Source organism: Halodesulfovibrio aestuarii DSM 17919 = ATCC 29578 (assembly GCF_000384815.1).
In the GTDB taxonomy this organism is placed as follows: Bacteria; Desulfobacterota; Desulfovibrionia; order Desulfovibrionales; family Desulfovibrionaceae; genus Halodesulfovibrio; species Halodesulfovibrio aestuarii.
The window spans coordinates 167,514-188,672 of record NZ_ARQF01000018.1; the positions used below are offsets into that span (position 1 = coordinate 167,514).

A 21,159-nucleotide genomic window follows, 5' to 3' on the forward strand; every position below is an offset into this window, starting at 1 on the left:
ATTTCGATAAAGTATACTATTCGTTCCGTTTTTTATTTGCAATATAGTAGCTTACGGGTAAACTCTAGACTATTCTAGATGGTGGGACACATAACGTTATTATAGGAAGGTGCATAATGTTTTCAGTCAATACTGTTTGGGACAATATAGATAAAGTGCGTGGCAGTGGCCCTGTTGTACTCAGCATTACCAACTATGTTGTCATGAATTCTACCGCGAATGCTCTTCTCAGTGCCGGCGCTTCGCCAATAATGGCTCACGCTAAAGAAGAACTGGAAGAATTGATAACTATAGCGGGTTCGCTTGTATTAAATATTGGCACCTTAAGCACTGGATGGATAGATAGTATGCGGTTTGCAGCTTCAATTGCGGCCGCAAAATATAAGCCTGTTGTGCTGGATCCTGTGGGAGCAGGGGCATCCCGCTTGCGTACGGAAACTTCCATATCTCTTCTTGAAGAAGGCTGTGTGTCGTTAGTGCGCGGTAATGCCTCGGAAATTATGGCGTTAGCTGGCGTTGGGGCGATGACTCGTGGAGTGGATTCCTGTAACGACTCCAATGAGGCAGAAACAAGTGCTAAAACTTTAGCGCGCAAGTATCAGTGCGCTGTTGCTGTTTCCGGTTGCGTGGATTTGATCACGGATGGTGAGACAGTATACAATATTACGGGTGGAAGTGATTACATGCCACTTGTTACTGGAATGGGGTGTATTGCAACTGCAATTTGCGGGGCACATTTGGCAATCTGCGAAGACAGCTTTGCGGCTGCTGTATCCGGAATGGGATGTATGGCAGCTGCAGGTGGTCTTGCAAAAGTTGCATCGAACGGGCCGGGAACTTTCGCCGTGCATTTTATCGATGCCCTTCATAACGTAACTGAAAATGACATAACAAGACTTGTCGAAGTGAGGAGTGTGTAATGAGACAAAGTGCTGATTTCTCACTTTATCTGGTAACAGATAGTAGTCGCTGCACAATGATGCCGCTTGAGGATACCGTAGGTGCGGCCGTCCGTGGTGGTGTAACCATGGTTCAGTTGCGTGAAAAAAAAATGGAAACACGGAAGTTTGTTGAACTTGCACGCCAACTACGCGCGTTGTTAGCTCCACTCGAAATTCCGCTCATAATTAATGATCGTGTGGACATAGCGTTAGCTGTACGTGCTGATGGTGTTCATGTTGGGCAAACTGATATGCGTGTGCAGGACGTGCGCGCGTTGGTCGGTGGTGATGCCATTGTGGGGATTACTGTTGAAACTCTTGAACAGATTGAAGAGGCCAATGCTCTCGACATTGACTATATAGGTATTTCTCCTGTTTTTTCTACCCCTTCAATTCCACGGGATGTAACGCCTTGGCAAATTTCAGGAGTCCAGAAAGCTCGGAATATGACGAGTCTTCCAATTGTTGGATTCGAGGGAATAACAACTGCCAATGCCGCAGAAGTTATTGCAGCAGGTGCAGACGGGGTTGCTGTTGTTTCTGCTATCTGTGGTGCTTTGTCGCCTAAAGATGCAGCAGAGGAACTACGAAAGGCTGCTTTTGTATAATTATATTGGTGTGTTTTGATTATGATTGTTATTTTTGTGAGGGTTATATGAAGATTGCTGTGGCGGCGAGAATAAGGAACGGAGTTTACGAAGTGGAGCCTGTGTTTGGCCGTGCAGATATGTTTTTGCTGGTTGACCAGAACAATGGTACGCGTGCTGTCCACGCGAACCCTTATAGGGATGATACAGAAGCGGCAGGGCGCAAGGTTGCTCAGTGGTTGATACAAGAAGGTGTTACAACCGTTTTGTGTGGTGATGTGGGAGCAAAAACCAAACTTTATCTAAGTGAACGTGGCGTGTTTTCCGGTATCGGGTACGACGGGACTGTGGATGAAGCAATAGCGAGGTTCTTTGCATCGTAGGTTTGTGGATGTTTTTCTATTTATGGTTTTGTATGTAAAAGCGGCTGTCAAATAATGATGAGCCGCTTTCTTGTGCTTTCCGTAATGCGTCATACGTACATTGAGTTTTGGTGCATTCTTTATCGTTTTTCTATGCCCAGTTTTTGCATTCTAGAACGAAGAGTTGTCGGTTTGATGCCGAGGAGTTCTGCTGCGCCGCCATTGCCTTGAACACGCCAGTTTGTGGCCTCAAGCGCTTGCATAATGTTCTCACGCTGCATGGCTGTCCATTCTGCTTCTGTTATAATATCCTGTGGAGGCGGCGCAGATGCTGGTGGTGTTGCCTGAGCTAGTGTTGAAGGGTATGCGTGCACATTCATTTCTTGCGGAGGGGTAGCATTACTGTTGTCTTGAATGTAGAGTTCCATATTACCACTGTGTGACATGATTACCGCGCGTTCAATAACGTTCTGTAACTCCCTGACGTTACCCGGCCAATTGTATTCCTGAAGTCGTTCAACGTGGTGTGGATTCAGACGTGGTGCTGAAATGTTCATGCGTTTAGCAGCAAGGTTGATAAAGTGTCGGGCAAGCAAAGGAATATCGTTACGGCGCTCCCGAAGCGGTGGCACATTGATAGGGAAAACAGAAAGACGAAAATATAAATCCTGCCGGAAGCGGCCTGCGGCAACTTCTTTTGTCAGATCTTTGTTTGTCGCTGCAACAATGCGGACATTTACTTTTCTGGAACGTTCATCACCGACAGGTTCAAATGTCCCTTCCTGCAAGACACGGAGAAGCTTGCCTTGAAGTTCCAGCGGTATTTCTCCAACTTCATCAAGGAAAAGCGTACCGTTATCAGCCATCTGGAAGCGTCCGACCCTGTCGCGAATCGCGCCGGTAAATGAGCCTTTTACGTGCCCAAAAAATTCACTTTCGAAAAGTTCGTGTGGGATTGCGGAGCAGTTAACGCGGACAAAAGCGTTTTGGTTGCGAGTAGATCGGCTATGTATAGCTTCAGCTAGCAGTTCTTTACCTGTACCGGATTCACCAAGTAAAAGCACACTTGCGTCGGTTGGAGATACCACGTCAATTTGTTCCATGACGCGGGCAAGAGAGTCGGAGTCACCGATCAAATTGTTATCAAGACGTTTCTCCTGCACTGCACGGCGCAGGAGTTGGTTCTCCAGTTCCAGTTCGCCGCGTAGTTTTTGGATTTCTTCAAACGCAACAGCATTAACAAGAGCACGTGCCACTGTGTCCGCAAAGATTTTGTGCATTTTCTGATGCATTGAATGCAACTGAGCAAAAGGGCCTTTCATCGGGCGGTCATAGAATGTAGAGAGAATTCCAAGAAATTCATCGTTATACATTACGGGAAATGAGGAGTAAGCTTGATACCCTTCCTTTATGGCCCACGCAGGACGATCCCACTCCTCAGGAGAAGGGCCGATAGAGGGGATCCCTCTCTGGCAGGCGTCAAAGATAGGCTCGGTGACAGGTGCCAGCTCATATGTACCCAAAGCATGATCCCAGTTTAACGGGGAACGGTCATTGAGGCCGGAGTAAGCGACAAGTCTAAGCATTGTATCCGCTGAAGGATGCGGCGTGACAATATCCGCCATTTTTTTAGTTGGCCGGAGCCAGAAAGCCCCCATTGTAACGTGGGTGCCTTTGTAGCCGGTGCTTGCTCGTTCAATAATTTTTGATGGGTCACGTTCGTGCGCGACAGAGAGCATCAAATCCAGAAACGGTGTGATATCCAGTGAGTTTAGTTTTGTCTGAAGTCTGTTGTAGCTTTTAGGCTTTTTCTTTTGCAGCTTCGGCTGAATATCAGGCGTAGAAGGCAGAGGGAAAGTCTCCTTCTTGGCATCTTCTGGCAATGGGAAATCACTGATGGTAACATCTCGTCCGGAAAAGGTTGTGCTGAAAACTCGTCCTGTGGTTTTTTCAGTACCCAGTCCGTCTGAATCGTCATGCAACTTGCTGTTTGATTGTGGCATTATTTTTCCTCGCTCCATTATTTCGTTACGAAAATTCGTAAACAACGAAATTTCGTAACGTAGTGATCTCTGTGCGTCAATATAAAAGTGTTGGTATCCGCTTTGTTGCAGTGAATGGCGTTCTTGGCACAGGATGTGCTAATAGAAAATAAAAGAACGGTTATACCGCTCTTTTCGGTGTCAAGTCCGTGTGGTCCCTCGCTTCACGGAAATGATTCAGTCGCTTCATTTTTGACAAAAGCCCAGTGTTCCCCTCACTGGGCTTTTGTCGTTCTTACGGCTTTTTTTAACAACAAGATGTGTTGAGATAGGTCTTCCAGTCTTGCAGTGCGCTGATGAGCGTCTTCCATTCTTCAGGGGATTTAACCTGCATACGAATAAATCCCTTTTCAGTTCCCGGAATATTGTCGCAGAGGCGAATAAGAATGCTTCGTGCGAGCAGAAATTCATAGAGCGTTGCACCATGCTCCGGATTTTTTAGTTGGCAAAAAAGAAAGTTAACTCCGGAAAAAATGCAGCTTGGATTAAACACATCTGTTGTCCGTATTTTTTCTGTAAACATTGCACGGTAGATTCGCATCTGCGGCAGACGTGCGCGGTATTGTTCAATGTGTTGCAAGAAATTAATTCCGGCCTTTTGGGCAGATGCTGTAACAGTCCAAGGCATTTTGCCCTGTTTTAGTTCAGTGACGGTGTCTGTATCGCTTATTGCATAGCCAAGGCGGACACCTGTGCAGTAGAAAAATTTAGTGAAGCTGTGCATTGTGATGATTCGTGTGCCATGGTTGCACCATTTTCTATATTGAGCCGTATGTGTGGCATTATATTCCGGTTCGCCATACAAAAATTCCCGATACGTGGAATCTATCAATATACATGGACTGTGGATTGCTTGAATAATTTCCTGCATGTTCGGATAAGTGATGGTAGCAGGGTTGTTGGGTGAACAAAGCACTACGAGATCATATTTATCGGATTTGGCAAATTCTGCGGGAGTCGGTATAAAACCGGTATTTGATGAGCAGGTGAGTACATCATAGTTATCAGCAAAAATGGAACAGGCTCTTGCATATTCCGAAAACATGGGGCCAACGAGCAATACTTTTTTTGGTTTGAGTTGCTGGAACGTTAAGAATATTGTTTCAGTTGAGCCATGCCCGACAACGATTTCCTGCGTTGAAACAGATTCGTGTTCTGCGATTGCTGCTGTGAGTTCAGAGGCCCATGTGTCCGGATAGTGGTTGTAGTCACTGTAGCTACCATGCATATTGGAAAAAAGAATTTCTTCTGTTATATCATGGCATAGTGAGTTTGCATTACTGGAAAAGTCCGTAATGTTGTCAGGTGCCGAACCTGTTTCGCGAGCAATGCGAAAAACTTCACCCCCGTGAGCGCCGTGCTGCTTGTATGCTTGGGTAACTGTCATGATGGTAAAAACTCTCCATGTATGCGGTAGTGCCTTGTTACATCCATTGTAGCAAGGGCTTTGGGTATACGTTAAGTGCGTTTCTTTTAAAAGAGGCAGCAGCACGCGGCTGGTGGTATAACTACACTTTGCCAATCAGATAGATTTATGGCAGAGTTGGTCGCTCTTTAACTTCTGTTTTTTTGATGTCACCATAGAGGATTGCATGTCATCAAGACGTATACTTTTTCTTGCACCGGCAACTTCGATTACTCGTATTTTCCCCCAGCTTAAAGACGCAGGTTTTGAAGTCGGGCTTGCGGAAAATTATAAGGGCGCCCTCGCATTTATTGCGAAGTCTCGTCCTGATGTAATTTTTTCGCGTCCTTCGCTGTCCGGTTATTCAGTGGAAGAATTGCTTACTGCTGCCGAAGCAGACGCAGACTTCCCATCTATTGTTGTGTTTTCTGATAAAGGAAATGCGAGCGAAGCTGAAAAATTTCTTCAAATGGGTGCACACGACTATTGGCTTGAACCGCTACTTTTTGAGAAAATATGTGCGGTAGTACCTGAAGAGGGGAAAAAGCCAAAAGCTGTTCCACCAACTTCTACTCTTGGCGGACATAAGGCTGTTATTCCAGCAACAGAAAAAGGACCGAAGATTATCGGTTCTAACCGCGCTATGCAGCGGGTTCTGGCACTGGCACGACAGGTTGCACCATCAAAAGCGACCGTTTTAATCTCCGGCGAGTCCGGAACCGGTAAAGAAATGTTCTCCCGTTATCTGCATGCCCATTCTGATCGTGCGGATAATCCTTTTGTCGCTGTGAACTGCGCTGCATTACCGGAGCATTTGTTGGAAAGCGAACTTTTCGGGCATGAAAAGGGTTCGTTTACAGGTGCGATTTCACGAAAACTGGGCAAATTTGAATTGGCGCATACCGGCACAATTCTTCTGGATGAAATTTCTGAAATGGACTTGGCGTTGCAGGCTAAACTGCTACGTGTCCTTCAAGAAGGTGAGTTGGACCGTGTTGGCGGTACCGAGACTATAAAAGTCAATGTCAGGGTTCTCGCAACAACGAACCGTAACCTTGAAGAATGGGTTAAGGAAGGACAGTTCCGCCAAGATTTATATTTCAGACTTAATGTTATTCCATTAAAACTTCCGGCACTTGCAGAACGTGGCGACGACGTGATTGAACTCGCACACTTCTTTATCGACATGTACACAAAGGAATACGCGCTTCCACCTGCTCAGGTATCTGAAGAAGCGATTTCCTGGTTGTCTACCTACAATTGGCCGGGTAACGTTCGTGAATTACAAAACCTTATGGAACGTGCTGTGTTACTTGCTGGCGGCAACGTTATTGAGCCATGTCATTTCTTGCTTGACCCGGATAACTGGCCGCTTTTTGAAGAAGACGAGGCAGAAGAAGGTATCGATACGAGCTCGGATTCTGATGCGTGTAGCGGTGATTGCAGTAATTTCAGCGGCAGTGTAATTCCTATTCATGAGATGGAACGTATACTTATTTTGAAAGGCTTGGAGCAGACATCGGGCAACCGTACGCAGGCAGCAGACCTGCTCGGGATTTCTGTTCGAACCTTGCGAAATAAGTTGAACGAGTACCGTAGCCAGGGGATGGATATTCCCTAGGCTCAGAGCGCACACTCAATCGTATTGACAGGGGATGGATTCGTTGTTCTTCGCAGAAAGGGGTGCATCTATACCAGTGAACTGGTGTGATGCAGCATGTTGTATGTGATCAACAATATAGTTTGAACAATGAGTAGAAAACTACTCGTAGCGAAAGAGGAACAAGGGATGCCACAGAACGTAACGCAAAAAATAATTTCCGGACATCTGGTCTCCGGAATCATGAGTGCCGGCAGCGAAATAGAGCTGCGTATTGATCAGACTCTTACGCAGGATGCCACAGGAACAATGGCATGCTTGCAGTTTGAAGCTTTAGGTGTAGATCGTGTTAAGACAGATTTGTCTGTAAGCTACGTTGATCACAATACATTGCAGATGGGCTTCAGAAACCCTGACGATCATCGTTATCTTAAAACGGTTGCAGAAAAGTACGGCATTGTGTTTTCTCCTGCCGGTACTGGCATCTGTCATCAGCTTCATCTTGAAAATTTTGGTAAGCCGGGGGCAACTCTGGTTGGTTCTGATAGTCATACCCCGACTGCAGGCGGCTTAGGCTCCCTTGCTATGGGGGCAGGCGGCTTGTCTGTTGCGTTGGCAATGGCTGGCGAACCGTACACTATTAGCATGCCACAGGTTGTTCGTGTCTACTTGGAAGGCGAACTTACTGGTTGGGCGTCTGCTAAAGATGTTATTTTGCACTTATTAGGTATGCTCACTGTAAAGGGTGGTGTAGGTAAAGTTTTTGAATTTGCCGGCCCTGGTGTAGCTTCCCTTTCTGTGCCTGAACGTGCTGTCATTACTAATATGGGAGCAGAGCTCGGTGCGACTACCTCACTCTTCCCGAGTGATGAAAATACCCGTGAATTTTTGACCCGCATGGGACGTCCACAAGACTGGACAGAGCTTGTTGCGGATGAAGGTGCAGAGTACGACGAAGAAATTCGCATTACACTCAATGACCTTGAACCGCTTGCAGCGAAGCCGCATATGCCTGATCAGGTTGTTACCGTTGCCAGTCTTGCTGGCACTAAAGTTAATCAGGTTGCTATCGGTTCCTGTACAAACTCTTCCTATGCAGACCTTGCCTCTGTGGCAAACTTGTTTGCAGGTAAGCACGTTAAGTTTGAAACGGATACTCTGGTCAGCCCGGGTTCTAAGCAGGTGTTGAAAATGCTTGCCAGCGAGGGGCTGCTTGAAAATATTATTGATTCCGGTGCTCGTCTTTTAGAGTGTTCATGCGGACCGTGCATTGGCATGGGTGGTTCTCCGGTTTCTGAAGGTGTGTCTGTACGTACCTTTAACAGAAACTTTGAGGGACGTTCCGGTACCAAGGATGCACAGGTTTACCTGGTAAGTCCGTTGACAGCAGCTATGGCTGCTTTGCATGGTGAATTCACAGATCCAGCAAGCTGGGGTGATGCACCACAGATTCCAGAATTACCACAGACTATTCCGTCTATTCGGAATCAGTTCATTTTTCCTCCAGAAGATGGTTCAAAGGTCGAAGTTCTGCGTGGGCCAAACATTGTACCGCTTGAACAATTCGCAGCTGTTGACGCTGACATTGACGCAAATGTGCTCATTGTAGCCGGAGATAACATTACCACTGACCATATTATGCCTGCCGGAGCTGTTATTACGGCGTTACGTTCTAATGTACCGGCAATCAGTGAGCATGTATTTGAGCGAATGGATGCCTCATTTGCTTCCCGCGCAAAGAACACCGCAAACGGTGTGATTGTTGCCGGTGAAAATTATGGTCAAGGCTCTTCAAGAGAACATGCGGCACTTGCACCACGCCATTTGGGTGTTCGTGCTGTCGTAGCTAAATCTTTTGCACGCATTCACCGCGCTAACCTTGTTAACTTCGGTATCCTTCCGCTTATTTTGGTGGATAAAGAAGCATACGCAGAGTTTATGCAGGAACAAAAAATCACAGTACCGGCGCTTGCAATTGCAGCCGGCGAGCCTGTTGAGCTTATTTTGTCTTCCGGAAAGCGTGTAACTGTAATAAACGATTTGACGCAAAAAGAACTGGATATAATTAGAGCAGGGGGTCTGCTCAATTATGTCCGTTTCTCCAAAAGTCGTAAGGCCTAGGCGTGGGCTTTACCATATCCTCATAGAAAAGGATTAATGTATGTTGGATTCGATTCGGCAAAATTCCCAATCCTGGGGTGTTAAACTTGCCTTTGCTCTCATAGTAGTAGTTTTTGTGTTCTGGGGCGTTGGCTCTATGAATGGCCCTTCAAACTCTGCTTTGATAGCTACTGTAAACGATACTGCGATTATGATGCCTGAGTTCAAGCGAGCATATGAACTTCAGATGAATGCCATTAAAGCGCGTTTTCCCGGTATTGACGAATCTCAGTTTAAACAGCTGAAAATTGGTCAGCAGGTACTGCAGGGTCTTATTGCCCGCACTCTCCTGCTTCAGGAAGCAGAACGTCTTGGCATGACCGTGACTCCTGTTGAATTAAAAACAGAGATCGCATCTATTCCTTTGTTCCAGAATGCTCAGGGCAAGTTCGATCCTGAAGTGTACAAGCAGATGCTAGCTGCACAGGGAATGTCTGCCGGTAGCTTTGAACGTCAGTTCAAAGAAGACCTTTTAACCAAAAAAGTTCGTGAGAATGCTGTAATTTCTGCAAGCGTTTCTGACGACGAGGCTCACGAAGCATTCGTATACGCCAGTGAAAAACGTTCTATGGACTACATTTTGTACTCCGCAGTTGATTTCATGAAGAAAGCAACTGTAACTGATGACGAAATCAAAGCGTTTTACGATGCAAAAATTGGCCGTTATGCTGTACCTGCTCAGGTAGTAATCAAGTACCTTGCAATTACTCCTGAAGGTCTTGCAAGCACCGTAACTGTTGATGAAGCCGCAGCTGAGGCATACTATGCTGATAACCAGAGCTCCTTCCGTAAAGAAGAACAAGCAGATGCCAGCCATATCCTTGTGGCACTTGATGAAAATGCGTCTGATAAAGAAGTAGCTGCTGCAACCAAAAAGATTGAAAAAGTGCTTAAGCTTGCCCGAAGTGGTAAAGACTTCGGTAAGCTTGCAAAGAAATACTCTGAAGGTCCTTCCGCCGCTACTGGTGGCGCACTCGGAACTTTCAGCCGCGGACAGATGGTTAAGCCGTTTGAAGACGCAGTATTCTCCATGAAAGAAGGTGAGATCTCTGAACCTATCCGCACTCGTTTCGGTCTGCATATTATCAAGCTGAACAAGCTTGAAAAAGCCCGTATCCCTGCCTTTGAAGAAGTTAAGGGTCAGATTATGACCAAACTTGCAAAAGATCAGGCTGCAGACAAAGTGACTACCACTCTTGATGTTGTGATGGAGCAGATGCTTTCTGGTAAGTCTTTAGAAGACATTGCTAAAGAGCAGAAACTTACTCTCATGACTTCTCCTGAGTTTTCACGTGAACAGGCTCCTGTCGCTGTGGGCGTTACCAAGGAAGCAGCTGAAGAGTTGTTCTCCGTTCCTGCAGGCACAGCTGTAGATACTCCGCTTGAAGCAAACGACGGCTATGTTGTTGCTCGAGTTGAAAAATCTAAGCCGGAATCAAGCATGCCGCTTGAACAGGTTTCTGCATCCATTAAAGAGCAGCTTGTGGCGGACAAGTCCGTAGAGCTTGCTTTTGAGGCTGCAAAAGGTGCTTCCACAAACGTACTCGCTGGCAACATTGATGGCCAGCCAAAAGTACAGACTTCTCCGCTTGTTGAGCGTAAGGGCTTTATCCCGGGCGTTGGTTCCGCTGAAGATGTTGTGAAAGCAGTGTTTGATGCTGACGGTAACAAGTGGATGGGACCTTACAAAACTCCTTCAGGTGCTGTATTTGTTCGTTTGAATAAAGTTGACCAGCCATCCGATGAAGTGTGGCAGGCAGCAAAAGAAGAAGTTCATAAAACTCTTCTTGCGCGCAAAAAGCAGCAGATGGAACAGAGCTTTATAAAGTCTCTTGCTGACAAGGCAGAGATTGTTATCAAGAACAACGAACTTCTTGATAAGCTGTAGTCCAGATTTGCCATACGACCAATTAAGGCCCCTCACAATGAGGGGCTTTTTTGTGTTTGAATTCCAAACTGGAAGTTTTGTGTGCTCGTGTGCTAGTATCAGCCAAAGGAGCAGCAATGAAACGAACTACGTATTTTGTCCGCTCATATGGCGGGAAATGGAAGGTGAAGAGGGAGGGGGCTGACCGGGAATATTGTGTGTGTGACACAAAATATGAAGGTATCCGCATTGCTCGGAAGCTGGCTCATGAGGTTGCTCCAGCGCAGATTATTATTGAAAATGATGACGGAACATTTCAGCAGGAATGGACACATAAAGATTGTTCCGTCCTGTTTGAAAAAAGAGGACAGCAACGCGGGAAGTAGTTGACGGATAGAAGAGTATATATTGTTGCGCTCTAAATGTTGGCAGTGCTACTGTATGAAGTCAGCAGGTGATATTATAAAGGTAAATGCATCAATAACGGGTATGGTGATAATACGCATAAACTCTTGAGCAGGAACGATCAGGTACTTAAGTTCGCCTATATTGCAGAGATTCTTACTGGTGATGGTGCTGTTTTTGAGTAACACCATGCTTTGAGGAGGTGTGTATGGTTGCATATGTCGTTCATACAAAGATGATGGCTAGTGGAGATCACGAAGTCCATGTGGAGGGGTGTGAATGGTGTCCTCCAGACGAACAGCTCTGTAAAGTGGGTGAGTTTGATTCTTCGGAACAAGCCTTTGAGGCTGCAAAAAAAATGTATCCGGAGGCCAATGGATGTCACCTTTGCCTTCCTGAGCATTATGACCTGTCATAAAATTTTAAAAGCTCCCCTTGCTGGCCGTTGCAAGGAGAGCTTTTATGTTAGTTGTCATAATCCGGCTTAAATTTTTTTATGAACTTGGAATCAATGTAGTCCTTAATGGCAAAGGCTCGGTGTCCGTTAAAGCTTATGCCAAACTTGTGCAGTACACCTGTGTTACCGCCTGTGTTGTAAATCAGGAGGTAGGAGCCACCCGGTTTGAATTCATGCAACGGTTCATTATTTAACCGTGCCATAACGTTATCGTTGAGTACTTGATTTTGGCGTACAGCATAGACTCCGACTTTATCCAGCGGCTGCGGGTCGAACCATATGCAGTCTCCGCCACCAAAGATATTATCGTACTTAGGGCTCTGCAGGTATTTGTTCACAAGCAGACCTCCATCTTTGCCATAGGGGAGACCGGAATGTTCAAAAATAGGACGCGGACGAACGCCCATCGCAATAAATATGATGTCGTCGCTGTATGATGTTCCATCAGCAAGTGTAATTTTACCAGTAGAAACCTGAGAAACATATTCACCGCCAATGAATTGAATATCGTGTTTCTCAAGAATTTTTTTGGTCAAATTGCGTACCCTATCGGGAGCCCGTTTCATAAAACTCTTACCATAGTACAGATGAACCGTGGCATTGGCACCGGCCTCTTGTGCAGCTGCCCATGCATTTCCTGCAACTTCAACTCCGGCAGGGCCACCGCCTACAACTCCTATACTGAGGGAGTCTTTTTTTGCTAACTCAAAAATACGCTCTCGGCCTTCAAATAACCGCTCAATGGGCTTTACTGTATATATGTCTTTAGAGTCAGGCGCTACAATGTCATCAACAATAGAGCTTCCAGTGTTGAACGAGGCGACATCGTATGCGACCTCTTTGCCGGACTTTAATTTGATGAGTTTTTTTTCAGGGTCAACTCCGACACATTCGTCTAGGTGGAACGTGGCCCCCTGTTCTTCACACATGCGCTGTACTGGAAAGCTGATCTCACTTGGAGAATACGTGCCACCTAACATCCCCGGGCCCATTCCTGAATAATAATGTCTTTTCCCCGGGCCGATTACGTCGACAGAATGGCCCTGATCTATCAGATCTTTTATATTGGTCATGAGAGTCATGTGGGCGTGTCCTGCGCCTACGAGTGCGAGTTTTGCCATGATCAACTCCTTTTATTCTTTCGAAACATATATCGAGTCCATAACATCAGCCAGACGGTTGAGATGGGATTTTTCTTCAGAAGAAAGTAGTAATAACTCTTTCTTTATTGCTGCATTCGGAGCCTTATCAGATGCCCGCAGGTACAGATCCATAGCCTGACATTCAATAGACATGGCAAAAATTAAAATATCATGCGGAGTTTCCATGTCTGCGCCGAGCCGAGACATGTATTCAGCCGTGGTGAGACCACCTTCAAGTGTTTCTGATGCGTTAAGATTCTTGGGGAAAACTTTTCCCGTAAATTCAGCATACTGAGAAGCTATATTTGTTTCATGTTCTTTTTCAATATTGGCAAGGCTCAAGAAGAGAGACGCTGCCTGTTTATTTGTGACATGATTGGCCATCTCTGTGTAAAATTCGTTAAGGGCAAGTTCCATAGTGTAAGCAACGAGAAGAATCTCCTCAAGTGACTCAAGTCCGGTAAACAATTGTAAGCCTTGGTCGTATTGCCCGGTGCTCTCCCAGCCTTTCCAACTTTTTAATCCACCAGTAATATTGTAGACGTTTTGGAATTTTTGACCAGAAAGTAACTGAGCCGCCACACGGCTGCGTCCGCCGATTGCGCAATATACCAGAACTGGTTTTTCTTTATCCAGTTCGCATAGTTGATCCAACAAGTTACCAAGAGGGATAAGTTTTGCTCCTGGAATATGACCATCACTATATTCGACGGGCTGACGGACATCGATGAGCTGAATAGAGCTATCACTGTTAAGCATAGCGAGAGCTTTTTGGGGTGCTACTGACTGGACAGGGGTAAGAAACTGTTTCCAATGCATAAACTCTCCCTTGATCTTACACAGCTGTAACACGTAACAACAAATAGTTTCAATAAGTTAAATTAAAGAAAGATTGTACGAAAGGGCACGAGAAAAAGCCCCCGTGTGGAGGCTTTCGAGGCTATTTATTGTTTTTGAGTTCCTTATGGCAGAACCACCAGTCGTATCCTTCATGAGTGTCCAAACGAACTTTAGCGTCGTTAACGGTTTGTGCTGGCGGAATAATGACGCGGTCACCAATGAGTTCATTTTTGGGCCAATTAGCCGGAATGGCAACTTTGTTTTTATCAGAAGTTTGCAGCGCGCGCACAGTGCGGAGTATTTCACTAATATTACGGCCAATTTCTTGTGGATAGTAGAAAATGGTGCGGACGATGCCGTTCGGGTCAATGAAGAATACTGCACGAACCGTGTTTGTACCTTTACCGGGATGGATCATGCCAAGCTTTTCTGCCACGTCGCCATAATCTGCAATTACAGGAAATGTGATTTCTACTCCGGTCTGTTCTTTAATCCACTCTATCCATTTAATATGCGCAAAAATTTGATCCATAGAAATGCCGACTAATTTGCAACCAAGCGCATCGAACTCTTTAATACGCTTTTGAAAGCCGACAAATTCTGTGGTACAAACAGGTGTAAAATCAGCTGGATGACTGAAAAGAATAAACCAGTTTCCTTTCATTGCATCAGGAATAGTCATTGTGCCGTGCGTCGTTTTCACAGTTAGCTGCGGAAGCGGGTCGCCTAGCAATGGGAATAGGGTTGTCATGGCAACCTCCTGTAATGTTAGTAATATTATTTCTTACAGTAGTGTATAGTATAGCAATTAATTCTCGACAAAAAAAAGTAGCAACTTCATTTTTAATATTATTTTGTTGAAATTGTGTGTAACAAAGCACCATAATGACATAAATTTTACGAACGGGGTTTGATTTATGAATCTGTCTAAAGATGTCTTGTTCTTCGCTGAGCAGCTTTCCAATGGAGTTATGATTTTTTCTCCTGAATGCGAGATTCTGTACACAAATCCGATAGCGAAAAACATGTGGGACCATGAATCCCATAGTGTCATGGAAGGTTTTGCAACTGGTTTCGGTGAGAAAACAATTTCTCAGTACGAGCATCCAGTAATGCAGGCAATTCAGTCAAACCGCTCGGTTTCACAAACTCTTCTTAGACAGAGGGGAGCCGAAAAAAGTATTCCGCAATGGGTGAAAATGACAGCAAGTCCTATTCAGGATGCAGGGCAGTTGAAGTATGTTGTCCTTTCTCTTGAGGACGTGACACAGAGTAAGCATGTGTCAGATATTTTAACCTCCCGTTCGTATATGCTTGATCAACTTGATGTTGTTGACTCTATTACGGGATTATATAATTCGAGCTATGTTCCCGTATTATTGGAAAGAACTGTGTCTGATGTGATTGAAAAAAAGACGTCACTTAGTGTCTGTGTTTTCGATATTGACCATTTTACCCGTTTAAATGAAGCGCAGGGTAGGCGTTGCGGGGATGATGTGTTGCGGTATCTGACAGCGTTGCTGGGGCAGCATATGCGTGAAGGTGATGTAATGGCGCGAACTGGTGGCGGGGAATTTTTAGTGTTGTTACCTTCGTGTGAGGCCAAGGAAGCGCTTGAACGGATGGAAACTTTTGGAACGCAATTGCGTAGCGCAGCTCTGCCGTGTTCAGTAAGACCTATTACGGTAAGTGGTGGTATTGCAGAAATGGCAGAAGATGAGAAAGGTGTACAGCTTGTAGAGCGTGCAGATAGTTTACTGTATCTAGCAAAACTGGATGGACGTGATAAGTTTCTTACGGAGGATGTTGTATAGCTGTCTGCATTCATAATGAGTTCTTAAAAAGTAACTGGTCTAGATTTATTTTGATGTTGAGTTGCGCCGCGCCCTTTGGGTGCGGCGTTTTTTGTTATCTACCCCCCCATATGCGGTACGCTGGCGTTAGATCATCGCAATATACCGCCCTCACCCCTGCCACGTCGTTTCGTGAGTAAAACACAAGGTATTTGTTCTCTGTTTGTTATTTGTAAGGAGAGAACATGGAATTTGCGAATCGGCATCAAGCAGCAGCTTGCTATACAGAATTATTTCGTACCGCCCGTAAAGAATCGGAAAGTGCAGCCATTCGATTGATGGCTGAATTAGGTCGAAGAGATTTATTTTTTTTGCTTACAAAAATAATGGGACGAAAAGATATGGATCAGGACTGGCATTTTGACCGGTGTCAGGAGGTGCAACGATATCCAGATGGGATGTTGGATTTATGGGCACGGGAGCATTATAAATCGACGATTATTACCTTTGGTCTCACTATTCAGAATATTCTGGTGAATCCGGAAGTTACTGTCGGAATTTTTTCACATACCCGTCCTATTGCAAAAGGTTTTCTTGTCCAGATTAAGCATGAATTTGAGCAGAACGAAGTGCTCAAACGGTGTTATCCAGAAATATTGTGGGAGTCACCTAAGCGTGAATCACCTCGATGGTCTGTAGATAACGGAATTGTAGTGCGCAGAAAAAAGAATCCGAAAGAAGCAACCGTTGAGGCATGGGGGCTTGTGGATGGGCAACCGACCGGAAAGCATTTTGAAATTCTTGTGTATGACGACGTTGTCACTCGTGATTCTGTTTCAACTCCGGAAATGATCAGTAAGGTAACAGAATGCTGGGCTCTGTCCCTGAATCTGGGAATGCATGGTGGAAAACAAAGATACGTCGGAACTCGTTACCATTTTAATGACACATACACGACAATTATCAGGCGTCAGGCCGCAAGGCCCCGTATTCATACCGCTACAGACAATGGAAAGGCAGACGGTGCGCCAGTGTTTCTTGCACCGGAAGAACTGGAAAAGAAACGCAGACAGATGGGGCCGTATGTTTTTGGCTGTCAGATGTTGCAAGACCCGAAGGCGGACAGTGTGCAGGGATTTAAGGAAGAATGGTTACGGTATTGGCAACCTGAAGACCCAGCTCATTGGCAAGGTATGAACAGATACATTGTGATTGACCCAGCAGGGGGAAAAAAGCTGGGGAGCGATTATACTGTGATGCTGGTCATAGGTTTAGCAGAGGATGGAAATTACTATCTTATTGGCGGGGTGCGGGACCGGATGAACCTGACTGAACGCGCTGCCTGTCTTTTTTCTTTACATCGGCAGTATCGTCCTCTGGCCGTGGGATATGAGCGGTATGGTATGCAGGCGGATATCGAACATCTGCGATTCGAAATGCAAAATAGGAACTACAGGTTTGATGTGGTGGAATTGGGTGGTGCGGTTCCAAAAAAAGACAGAATAGGGAAGCTGGTTCCACTGTTTGAACAGAGAAGAATGTATCTGCCTGTACGCTCGCCATTCAGAGATCAAGAAGGCGTATGGCGAGACTTGTCTAAAGAGTTTATTGCTGAGGAATATCTGGCATTTCCAGTAAGTACTCATGATGACATGCTGGACTGTATGGCTCGAATTTTAGAGCCGGTACTTGGGACAGAGTTTCCTTCACCGTTGGATATGAGTTTTGGGCATACTGACTTGGGAAATATGGAGTATGATATTTATGCCTAATGTTTCTAGTGTATTATCATGTAAGTATGAAATTAGAGCCCATATTCCACACCACACGAGTTGTTTAACCGAACAGGAACTTGAAACTATTTGGCAAACGCTCTGTAAGGAAGGGAAAAAAGAGATAGTATTTTACGATGGTGAGATTAATAAAAAATCAGATTTTATCCAGTTTATGCAGGATGATATGAACTATGTGTATGCTGCATATGAAGGGGGAGAATTGCTGGCTTTGGTGTGGTTAAATAACTTTCTCGGGCGCTGCGGAATGATCCATTTTACAATGTTTTACAATTCTAAGGGTAAAGAATACGATATTGCATCGTTTTTATTGAATTTTTTATTGTTTTCAAAGAGTGAAGGAAAATTTTGCTTTGATGCCCTCTATGGCCTTACCCCTCGCGTGTATCGGCATGCTTTACACTTTATTGAAAAGTTGGGGTTTCGATTAGTGACAGAGATGCCTTCGTCAGTTTTTTTTCAAAAAAAAAAGAAAAAGTGCCTTAAAAGTGCAGTTTTTTCTATTGTACGACGCGAGTATCTTAAGATGTTGAAATAGTGAATAAAAGTGTTAGAAAATACAAGATTGTGAAAATATTCATTTGAATGTAACTGCTTGAAAAAACGTATGTTTTGTTTGGTTATGTAACCAACTTATCCTTGTCAATTACAGGTATTATAAGAAAAAAGTAAAAACTGCCCTCTTGCTTGAACATTCAGTGTGGAAGAGTAAAATGTGGTCATATTGACGAAATAGTAAAACCGCGTAACATGGCCGATAATTCGTTTTAGTCGAATGGGCTTTAGTATTTTTACTTGGTCAGGTGAGCTGTACTGGGACTTGCAGCCTCCAGATCGATGGCTAGACCCATATTCTTGAAGTATTTCAAGAAGGTAGTAAGTCATAGCTGTGGGTGACAGATAAGAATCTGTTATCCCTGTGCACGTCTTTAGCCGCTCTGTATGTTGAGTGCTGAAGCGTGAAGAAGCAACAGGAGTATGCTGATGGAAAGCTTTATGTCATGGCTGGATATGATCGACGGATGGGTATGGGGCCCTGTAATGCTTACCTTGCTGGTTGGTACCGGCCTTCTGCTGACAATTATGCTCAAGGGTTTGCAGTTTAGAAAACTTGGCTATTCTTTGTATCTTGCGCTTATTAAACGTAAAGACGACGAGGCAGAAGACGGCGATATCTCAAACTTTGAAGCCCTGATGACTGCGCTCTCTGCAACCGTTGGTACAGGTAACATCGCCGGTGTTGCTACTGCGATTGCTATTGGTGGTCCTGGTGCGTTGTTCTGGATGTGGATTACCGGTCTTGTTGGTATGGCTACCAAGTTTGGTGAAGCTGTACTTGCTGTAAAATACCGCGTGAAAGACGAAAATGGCGAAATGTGCGGTGGTCCAATGTACTACATTGCACGTGGTCTTGGCTGGAAAGGTCTCGGCTCTGTTTTCGCATTTTTCGCAGCTGTTGCCGCATTTGGTATCGGTAACATGGTACAGTCCAACTCTGTAGCACTTGCTGTTAAAGATACCTTTGGTATTGATCCTTTCATTGTTGGTATCATTCTCGCAATTCTTACCGCGGTCGTAGTTCTTGGTGGTATTAAGTCTATTGGTAAAGTTACCTCTATTCTTATTCCTATCATGATTGTGTTCTACGTTGGTGGTGCTCTGTTCATTATTCTTTCTAACCTTGATAAGGTTGGTCCTGCATTTAGTCTTGTTTTTGAATACGCATTTAGCCCTGTTGCAGCTTCCGGTGGTTTTGCTGGCGCAACAGTCGCAGCAGCTATCCGCTTCGGTGTTGCACGTGGCGTATTTTCTAACGAATCCGGTCTTGGTTCTGCTCCAATTGCTGCAGCTGCAGCGCAAACCAAGCACCCTGTAGATCAGGCTCTCGTTTCCATGACTCAGACCTTCATTGATACAATCGTTATTTGTACTATGACTGGTCTCGTAATCATCATGTTCAACTGGGATTCTGGTCTTACTAGTTCTTCTCTTACTACCGAAGCATTCCGTCTCGGTTTTGAAGGCGGCCAGTACGTTGTAACCATTGGTCTTATTCTCTTCGCGTACTCCACTATTCTTGGCTGGTGTTACTACGGTGAGAAATCCATTGAATACCTCCTTGGTACAGCTGCTATCAAACCTTACCGAATTGTGTACATCGCAGTTATTCTCTTTGGTGCTGTACAGAAAGTTGGTCTGGTTTGGACTCTGGCAGATATCTTCAACGGCCTTATGGCTCTTCCAAACTTAATTGGTCTTCTCTTCCTCAGTCCGGTTATTGTTCGCGAAACCCGTGAATACTTTGCAATGAAAAATGGTGTTGCACCTGAAGCATTGCGCCACGCTGATAAATAGTTAAGTTACCTAACAGATAAAAAGCCCCTTCTGATTATTCAGGAGGGGCTTTTTTTATGTCACAGAAAAGAATTGTACGAGTAACAAATATGGGGTGACGTTGTGGTAGCAATGACGTGTCGCAGTAACTGTTGAAATAACTTGATAAAAAATGGAAAAGCTATTCTGTTGCGCTGTAGACGATGTTTATGCGCAGAATAAACATTTTAAGACATAATAGAATGCATGCCTATTGGGGATGCGTTCAATTTCCTCGAAAATTGCAACGTTAAGAGAGAAGTGTACAATGAAAAATCAAAATCGTCGTCAATTCCTTCAGTCCGGAGCTTTTACGCTGATGGGGATGTCTTTGATGGGAAGTAAAGCTTTTGCTGCTCCAACCAAAACAGCCTTTGCTCCAGTACGCTTTGGTGTGATTTCAGACCCGCATCTTGATATTAAGGGTAAAAACGGTATGAAGATGAGCGCAGCTAGTGTGGACTGTGTTCATCAGGCTGTAAAAGGACTTAATCAGGAGACAGGGTTGTCTTTTGTTGTTGTCACTGGTGATCTTCTTCTTGATGGTGAAAAAGAGAATGCTGAAGCAATTAAAGGATTATTGGACAGATTGACCGTTCCGTATTTTGTTATCGCTGGAAACCATGATTTTGTGCCGGTAAATCCTGCAAAGCATCGAGAAGGTTTTTCCTACCTTACTATTGAAGAATTTGTGAAGTTTTTTGATGGGAAAGGGTACGATGGTTCAGGTAATCGTTATTGGGCACACTCTGTTGTTCCCGGGCTGCGTATCATCGGTCTTGATGCCAACCTTCCGCTTGAGCAGAAAAAGTGGGGTGGTGTGCTTCCAGAAGAGCAGTTGGAATGGCTTGATACGCAGTTGAGTGACCATAAGGACGAGATGAATATTGTGTTCATGCATCATAACGTCATTCCGTGGTCCAGTGATGAGCTGAAGGGAGGCCCTAAACAGTGGTTCTGTGCTGATAACGCTGAGGCTGTACGTGCCGTTCTTGAGAGGCATGCAGAAGCTGCTCCGCTTATGATTACAGGCCATCGCCATATCGGTATGCGTGTAAGTGAGCTTGGTGGTGTTAACTACATGGTTGCTCCTTCTGCCAATACACACCCGATGCGATACTCTGTACTGACGGTTTCACCGGAAGCCGTAACTTGGAAAACTCCTATGATCGGAGTGCCAGAGTCTGTGCACATTGAAGCGCTCAATAATTTGCTTGCTGCAACATGGTGGCGCGAAACGCAGTATGCAGAACGCAGCGCGACAAGTGACGCTGAGGTTCTCGAGTTTTATGAAAAAAATTCTCAGCGCATAGGTACAAAGGTGCTGTAGCAGGCATAGTAAGTAACACTAAAAAGCCCTCGCAAAATACTTCTGCGAGGGCTTTTTTTAAT

At 45.0% G+C, this 21,159-nt stretch carries 19 protein-coding genes; 13 read left to right on the plus strand and 6 right to left on the minus strand.

Annotated features, from left to right (window positions below; genetic code table 11):
* Positions 1-116 precede the first annotated feature (116 nt).
* The 3 genes from thiM to F461_RS0103800 all read left to right on the plus strand — a co-directional run bounded on the left by thiM (position 117) and on the right by F461_RS0103800 (position 1,911).
* A complete protein-coding gene (gene thiM, locus F461_RS0103790; RefSeq protein ID WP_019999824.1) occupies positions 117-920 on the plus strand; it encodes a hydroxyethylthiazole kinase in 804 nt (267 codons plus the stop codon).
* A complete protein-coding gene (gene thiE, locus F461_RS0103795) occupies positions 920-1,549 on the plus strand; it encodes a thiamine phosphate synthase (protein WP_019999825.1) in 630 nt (209 codons plus the stop codon). The genes thiM and thiE overlap by 1 nt, the downstream gene beginning before the upstream one ends.
* Before the next feature lie 92 nt (positions 1,550-1,641).
* Positions 1,642-1,911 carry a NifB/NifX family molybdenum-iron cluster-binding protein gene (locus tag F461_RS0103800; RefSeq protein WP_051177180.1) on the plus strand — a complete coding sequence of 90 codons (270 nt, stop codon included), beginning with the start codon at positions 1,642-1,644 and terminating at the stop codon, positions 1,909-1,911.
* A gap of 119 nt (positions 1,912-2,030) precedes the next feature.
* On the opposite strand, the gene F461_RS0103805 is transcribed toward F461_RS0103800, so the two are convergent.
* Both F461_RS0103805 and F461_RS0103810 read right to left on the minus strand, forming a co-directional pair.
* Entirely contained in the window at positions 2,031-3,893 is a 1,863-nt protein-coding gene (locus F461_RS0103805; protein WP_019999827.1) for a sigma-54 interaction domain-containing protein, read from the minus strand.
* A gap of 286 nt (positions 3,894-4,179) precedes the next feature.
* Positions 4,180-5,319, minus strand: coding sequence for an aminotransferase class I/II-fold pyridoxal phosphate-dependent enzyme (locus tag F461_RS0103810; RefSeq protein ID WP_019999828.1), 1,140 nt, complete (start codon positions 5,317-5,319; stop codon positions 4,180-4,182).
* A 205-nt stretch (positions 5,320-5,524) separates the two neighbouring features.
* Here F461_RS0103810 and F461_RS0103815 point away from each other — a divergent pair, with 205 nt between their 5' ends.
* From F461_RS0103815 to F461_RS17005, 4 genes are all read left to right on the plus strand, one after another.
* Positions 5,525-6,958, plus strand: coding sequence for a sigma-54-dependent transcriptional regulator (locus F461_RS0103815; protein WP_019999829.1), 1,434 nt, complete (start codon positions 5,525-5,527; stop codon positions 6,956-6,958).
* Positions 6,959-7,126: 168 nt separating this feature from the next.
* Complete coding sequence (locus F461_RS0103820; RefSeq protein ID WP_019999830.1) at positions 7,127-9,058, plus strand: aconitate hydratase; 1,932 nt, start codon at positions 7,127-7,129, stop codon at positions 9,056-9,058.
* A 40-nt stretch (positions 9,059-9,098) separates the two neighbouring features.
* Complete coding sequence (locus F461_RS0103825; protein WP_019999831.1) at positions 9,099-10,985, plus strand: peptidylprolyl isomerase; 1,887 nt, start codon at positions 9,099-9,101, stop codon at positions 10,983-10,985.
* 116 nt (positions 10,986-11,101) lie between these two features.
* Positions 11,102-11,350, plus strand: coding sequence for a DUF2188 domain-containing protein (locus F461_RS17005; protein ID WP_019999832.1), 249 nt, complete (start codon positions 11,102-11,104; stop codon positions 11,348-11,350).
* Positions 11,351-11,398: 48 nt separating this feature from the next.
* Here the strand turns inward: F461_RS17005 and F461_RS17010 are convergent, their stop codons facing one another.
* Entirely contained in the window at positions 11,399-11,587 is a 189-nt protein-coding gene (locus tag F461_RS17010; protein ID WP_034604077.1) for a hypothetical protein, read from the minus strand.
* Here F461_RS17010 and F461_RS0103835 point away from each other — a divergent pair.
* The gene (locus F461_RS0103835) at positions 11,578-11,787 is read left to right on the plus strand and encodes a hypothetical protein (RefSeq protein ID WP_019999833.1); all 210 of its coding nucleotides are present in this window, start codon (positions 11,578-11,580) and stop codon (positions 11,785-11,787) included. The genes F461_RS17010 and F461_RS0103835 overlap by 10 nt on opposite strands.
* 47 nt (positions 11,788-11,834) lie before the next feature.
* Here the strand turns inward: F461_RS0103835 and F461_RS0103840 are convergent, their stop codons facing one another.
* The 3 genes from F461_RS0103840 to F461_RS0103850 all read right to left on the minus strand — a co-directional run bounded on the left by F461_RS0103840 (position 11,835) and on the right by F461_RS0103850 (position 14,559).
* Complete coding sequence (locus F461_RS0103840; protein WP_019999834.1) at positions 11,835-12,947, minus strand: NAD(P)/FAD-dependent oxidoreductase; 1,113 nt, start codon at positions 12,945-12,947, stop codon at positions 11,835-11,837.
* 12 nt (positions 12,948-12,959) lie between these two features.
* Complete coding sequence (locus tag F461_RS0103845; protein WP_019999835.1) at positions 12,960-13,787, minus strand: rhodanese-like domain-containing protein; 828 nt, start codon at positions 13,785-13,787, stop codon at positions 12,960-12,962.
* A 121-nt stretch (positions 13,788-13,908) separates the two neighbouring features.
* Positions 13,909-14,559 carry a peroxiredoxin gene (locus tag F461_RS0103850; RefSeq protein ID WP_019999836.1) on the minus strand — a complete coding sequence of 217 codons (651 nt, stop codon included), beginning with the start codon at positions 14,557-14,559 and terminating at the stop codon, positions 13,909-13,911.
* Positions 14,560-14,725: 166 nt separating this feature from the next.
* On the opposite strand from F461_RS0103850, the gene F461_RS0103855 reads away from it, so the two are divergent.
* From F461_RS0103855 to F461_RS0103875, 5 genes are all read left to right on the plus strand, one after another.
* A complete protein-coding gene (locus F461_RS0103855) occupies positions 14,726-15,622 on the plus strand; it encodes a sensor domain-containing diguanylate cyclase (RefSeq protein ID WP_019999837.1) in 897 nt (298 codons plus the stop codon).
* A 224-nt stretch (positions 15,623-15,846) separates the two neighbouring features.
* Positions 15,847-17,373, plus strand: a complete 1,527-nt coding sequence (locus F461_RS0103860) for a phage terminase large subunit family protein (RefSeq protein WP_019999838.1) — start codon at positions 15,847-15,849, stop codon at positions 17,371-17,373.
* Positions 17,366-17,932 (plus strand): hypothetical protein, encoded by a 567-nt coding sequence (locus F461_RS0103865; protein WP_019999839.1) that lies wholly within the window; start codon positions 17,366-17,368, stop codon positions 17,930-17,932. The genes F461_RS0103860 and F461_RS0103865 overlap by 8 nt, the downstream gene beginning before the upstream one ends.
* Positions 17,933-18,378: 446 nt before the next feature.
* Positions 18,379-19,749 carry an alanine/glycine:cation symporter family protein gene (locus F461_RS0103870; protein WP_019999840.1) on the plus strand — a complete coding sequence of 457 codons (1,371 nt, stop codon included), beginning with the start codon at positions 18,379-18,381 and terminating at the stop codon, positions 19,747-19,749.
* Positions 19,750-20,035: 286 nt separating this feature from the next.
* Positions 20,036-21,097 carry a metallophosphoesterase family protein gene (locus tag F461_RS0103875; protein ID WP_019999841.1) on the plus strand — a complete coding sequence of 354 codons (1,062 nt, stop codon included), beginning with the start codon at positions 20,036-20,038 and terminating at the stop codon, positions 21,095-21,097.
* Positions 21,098-21,159 lie beyond the last annotated feature (62 nt).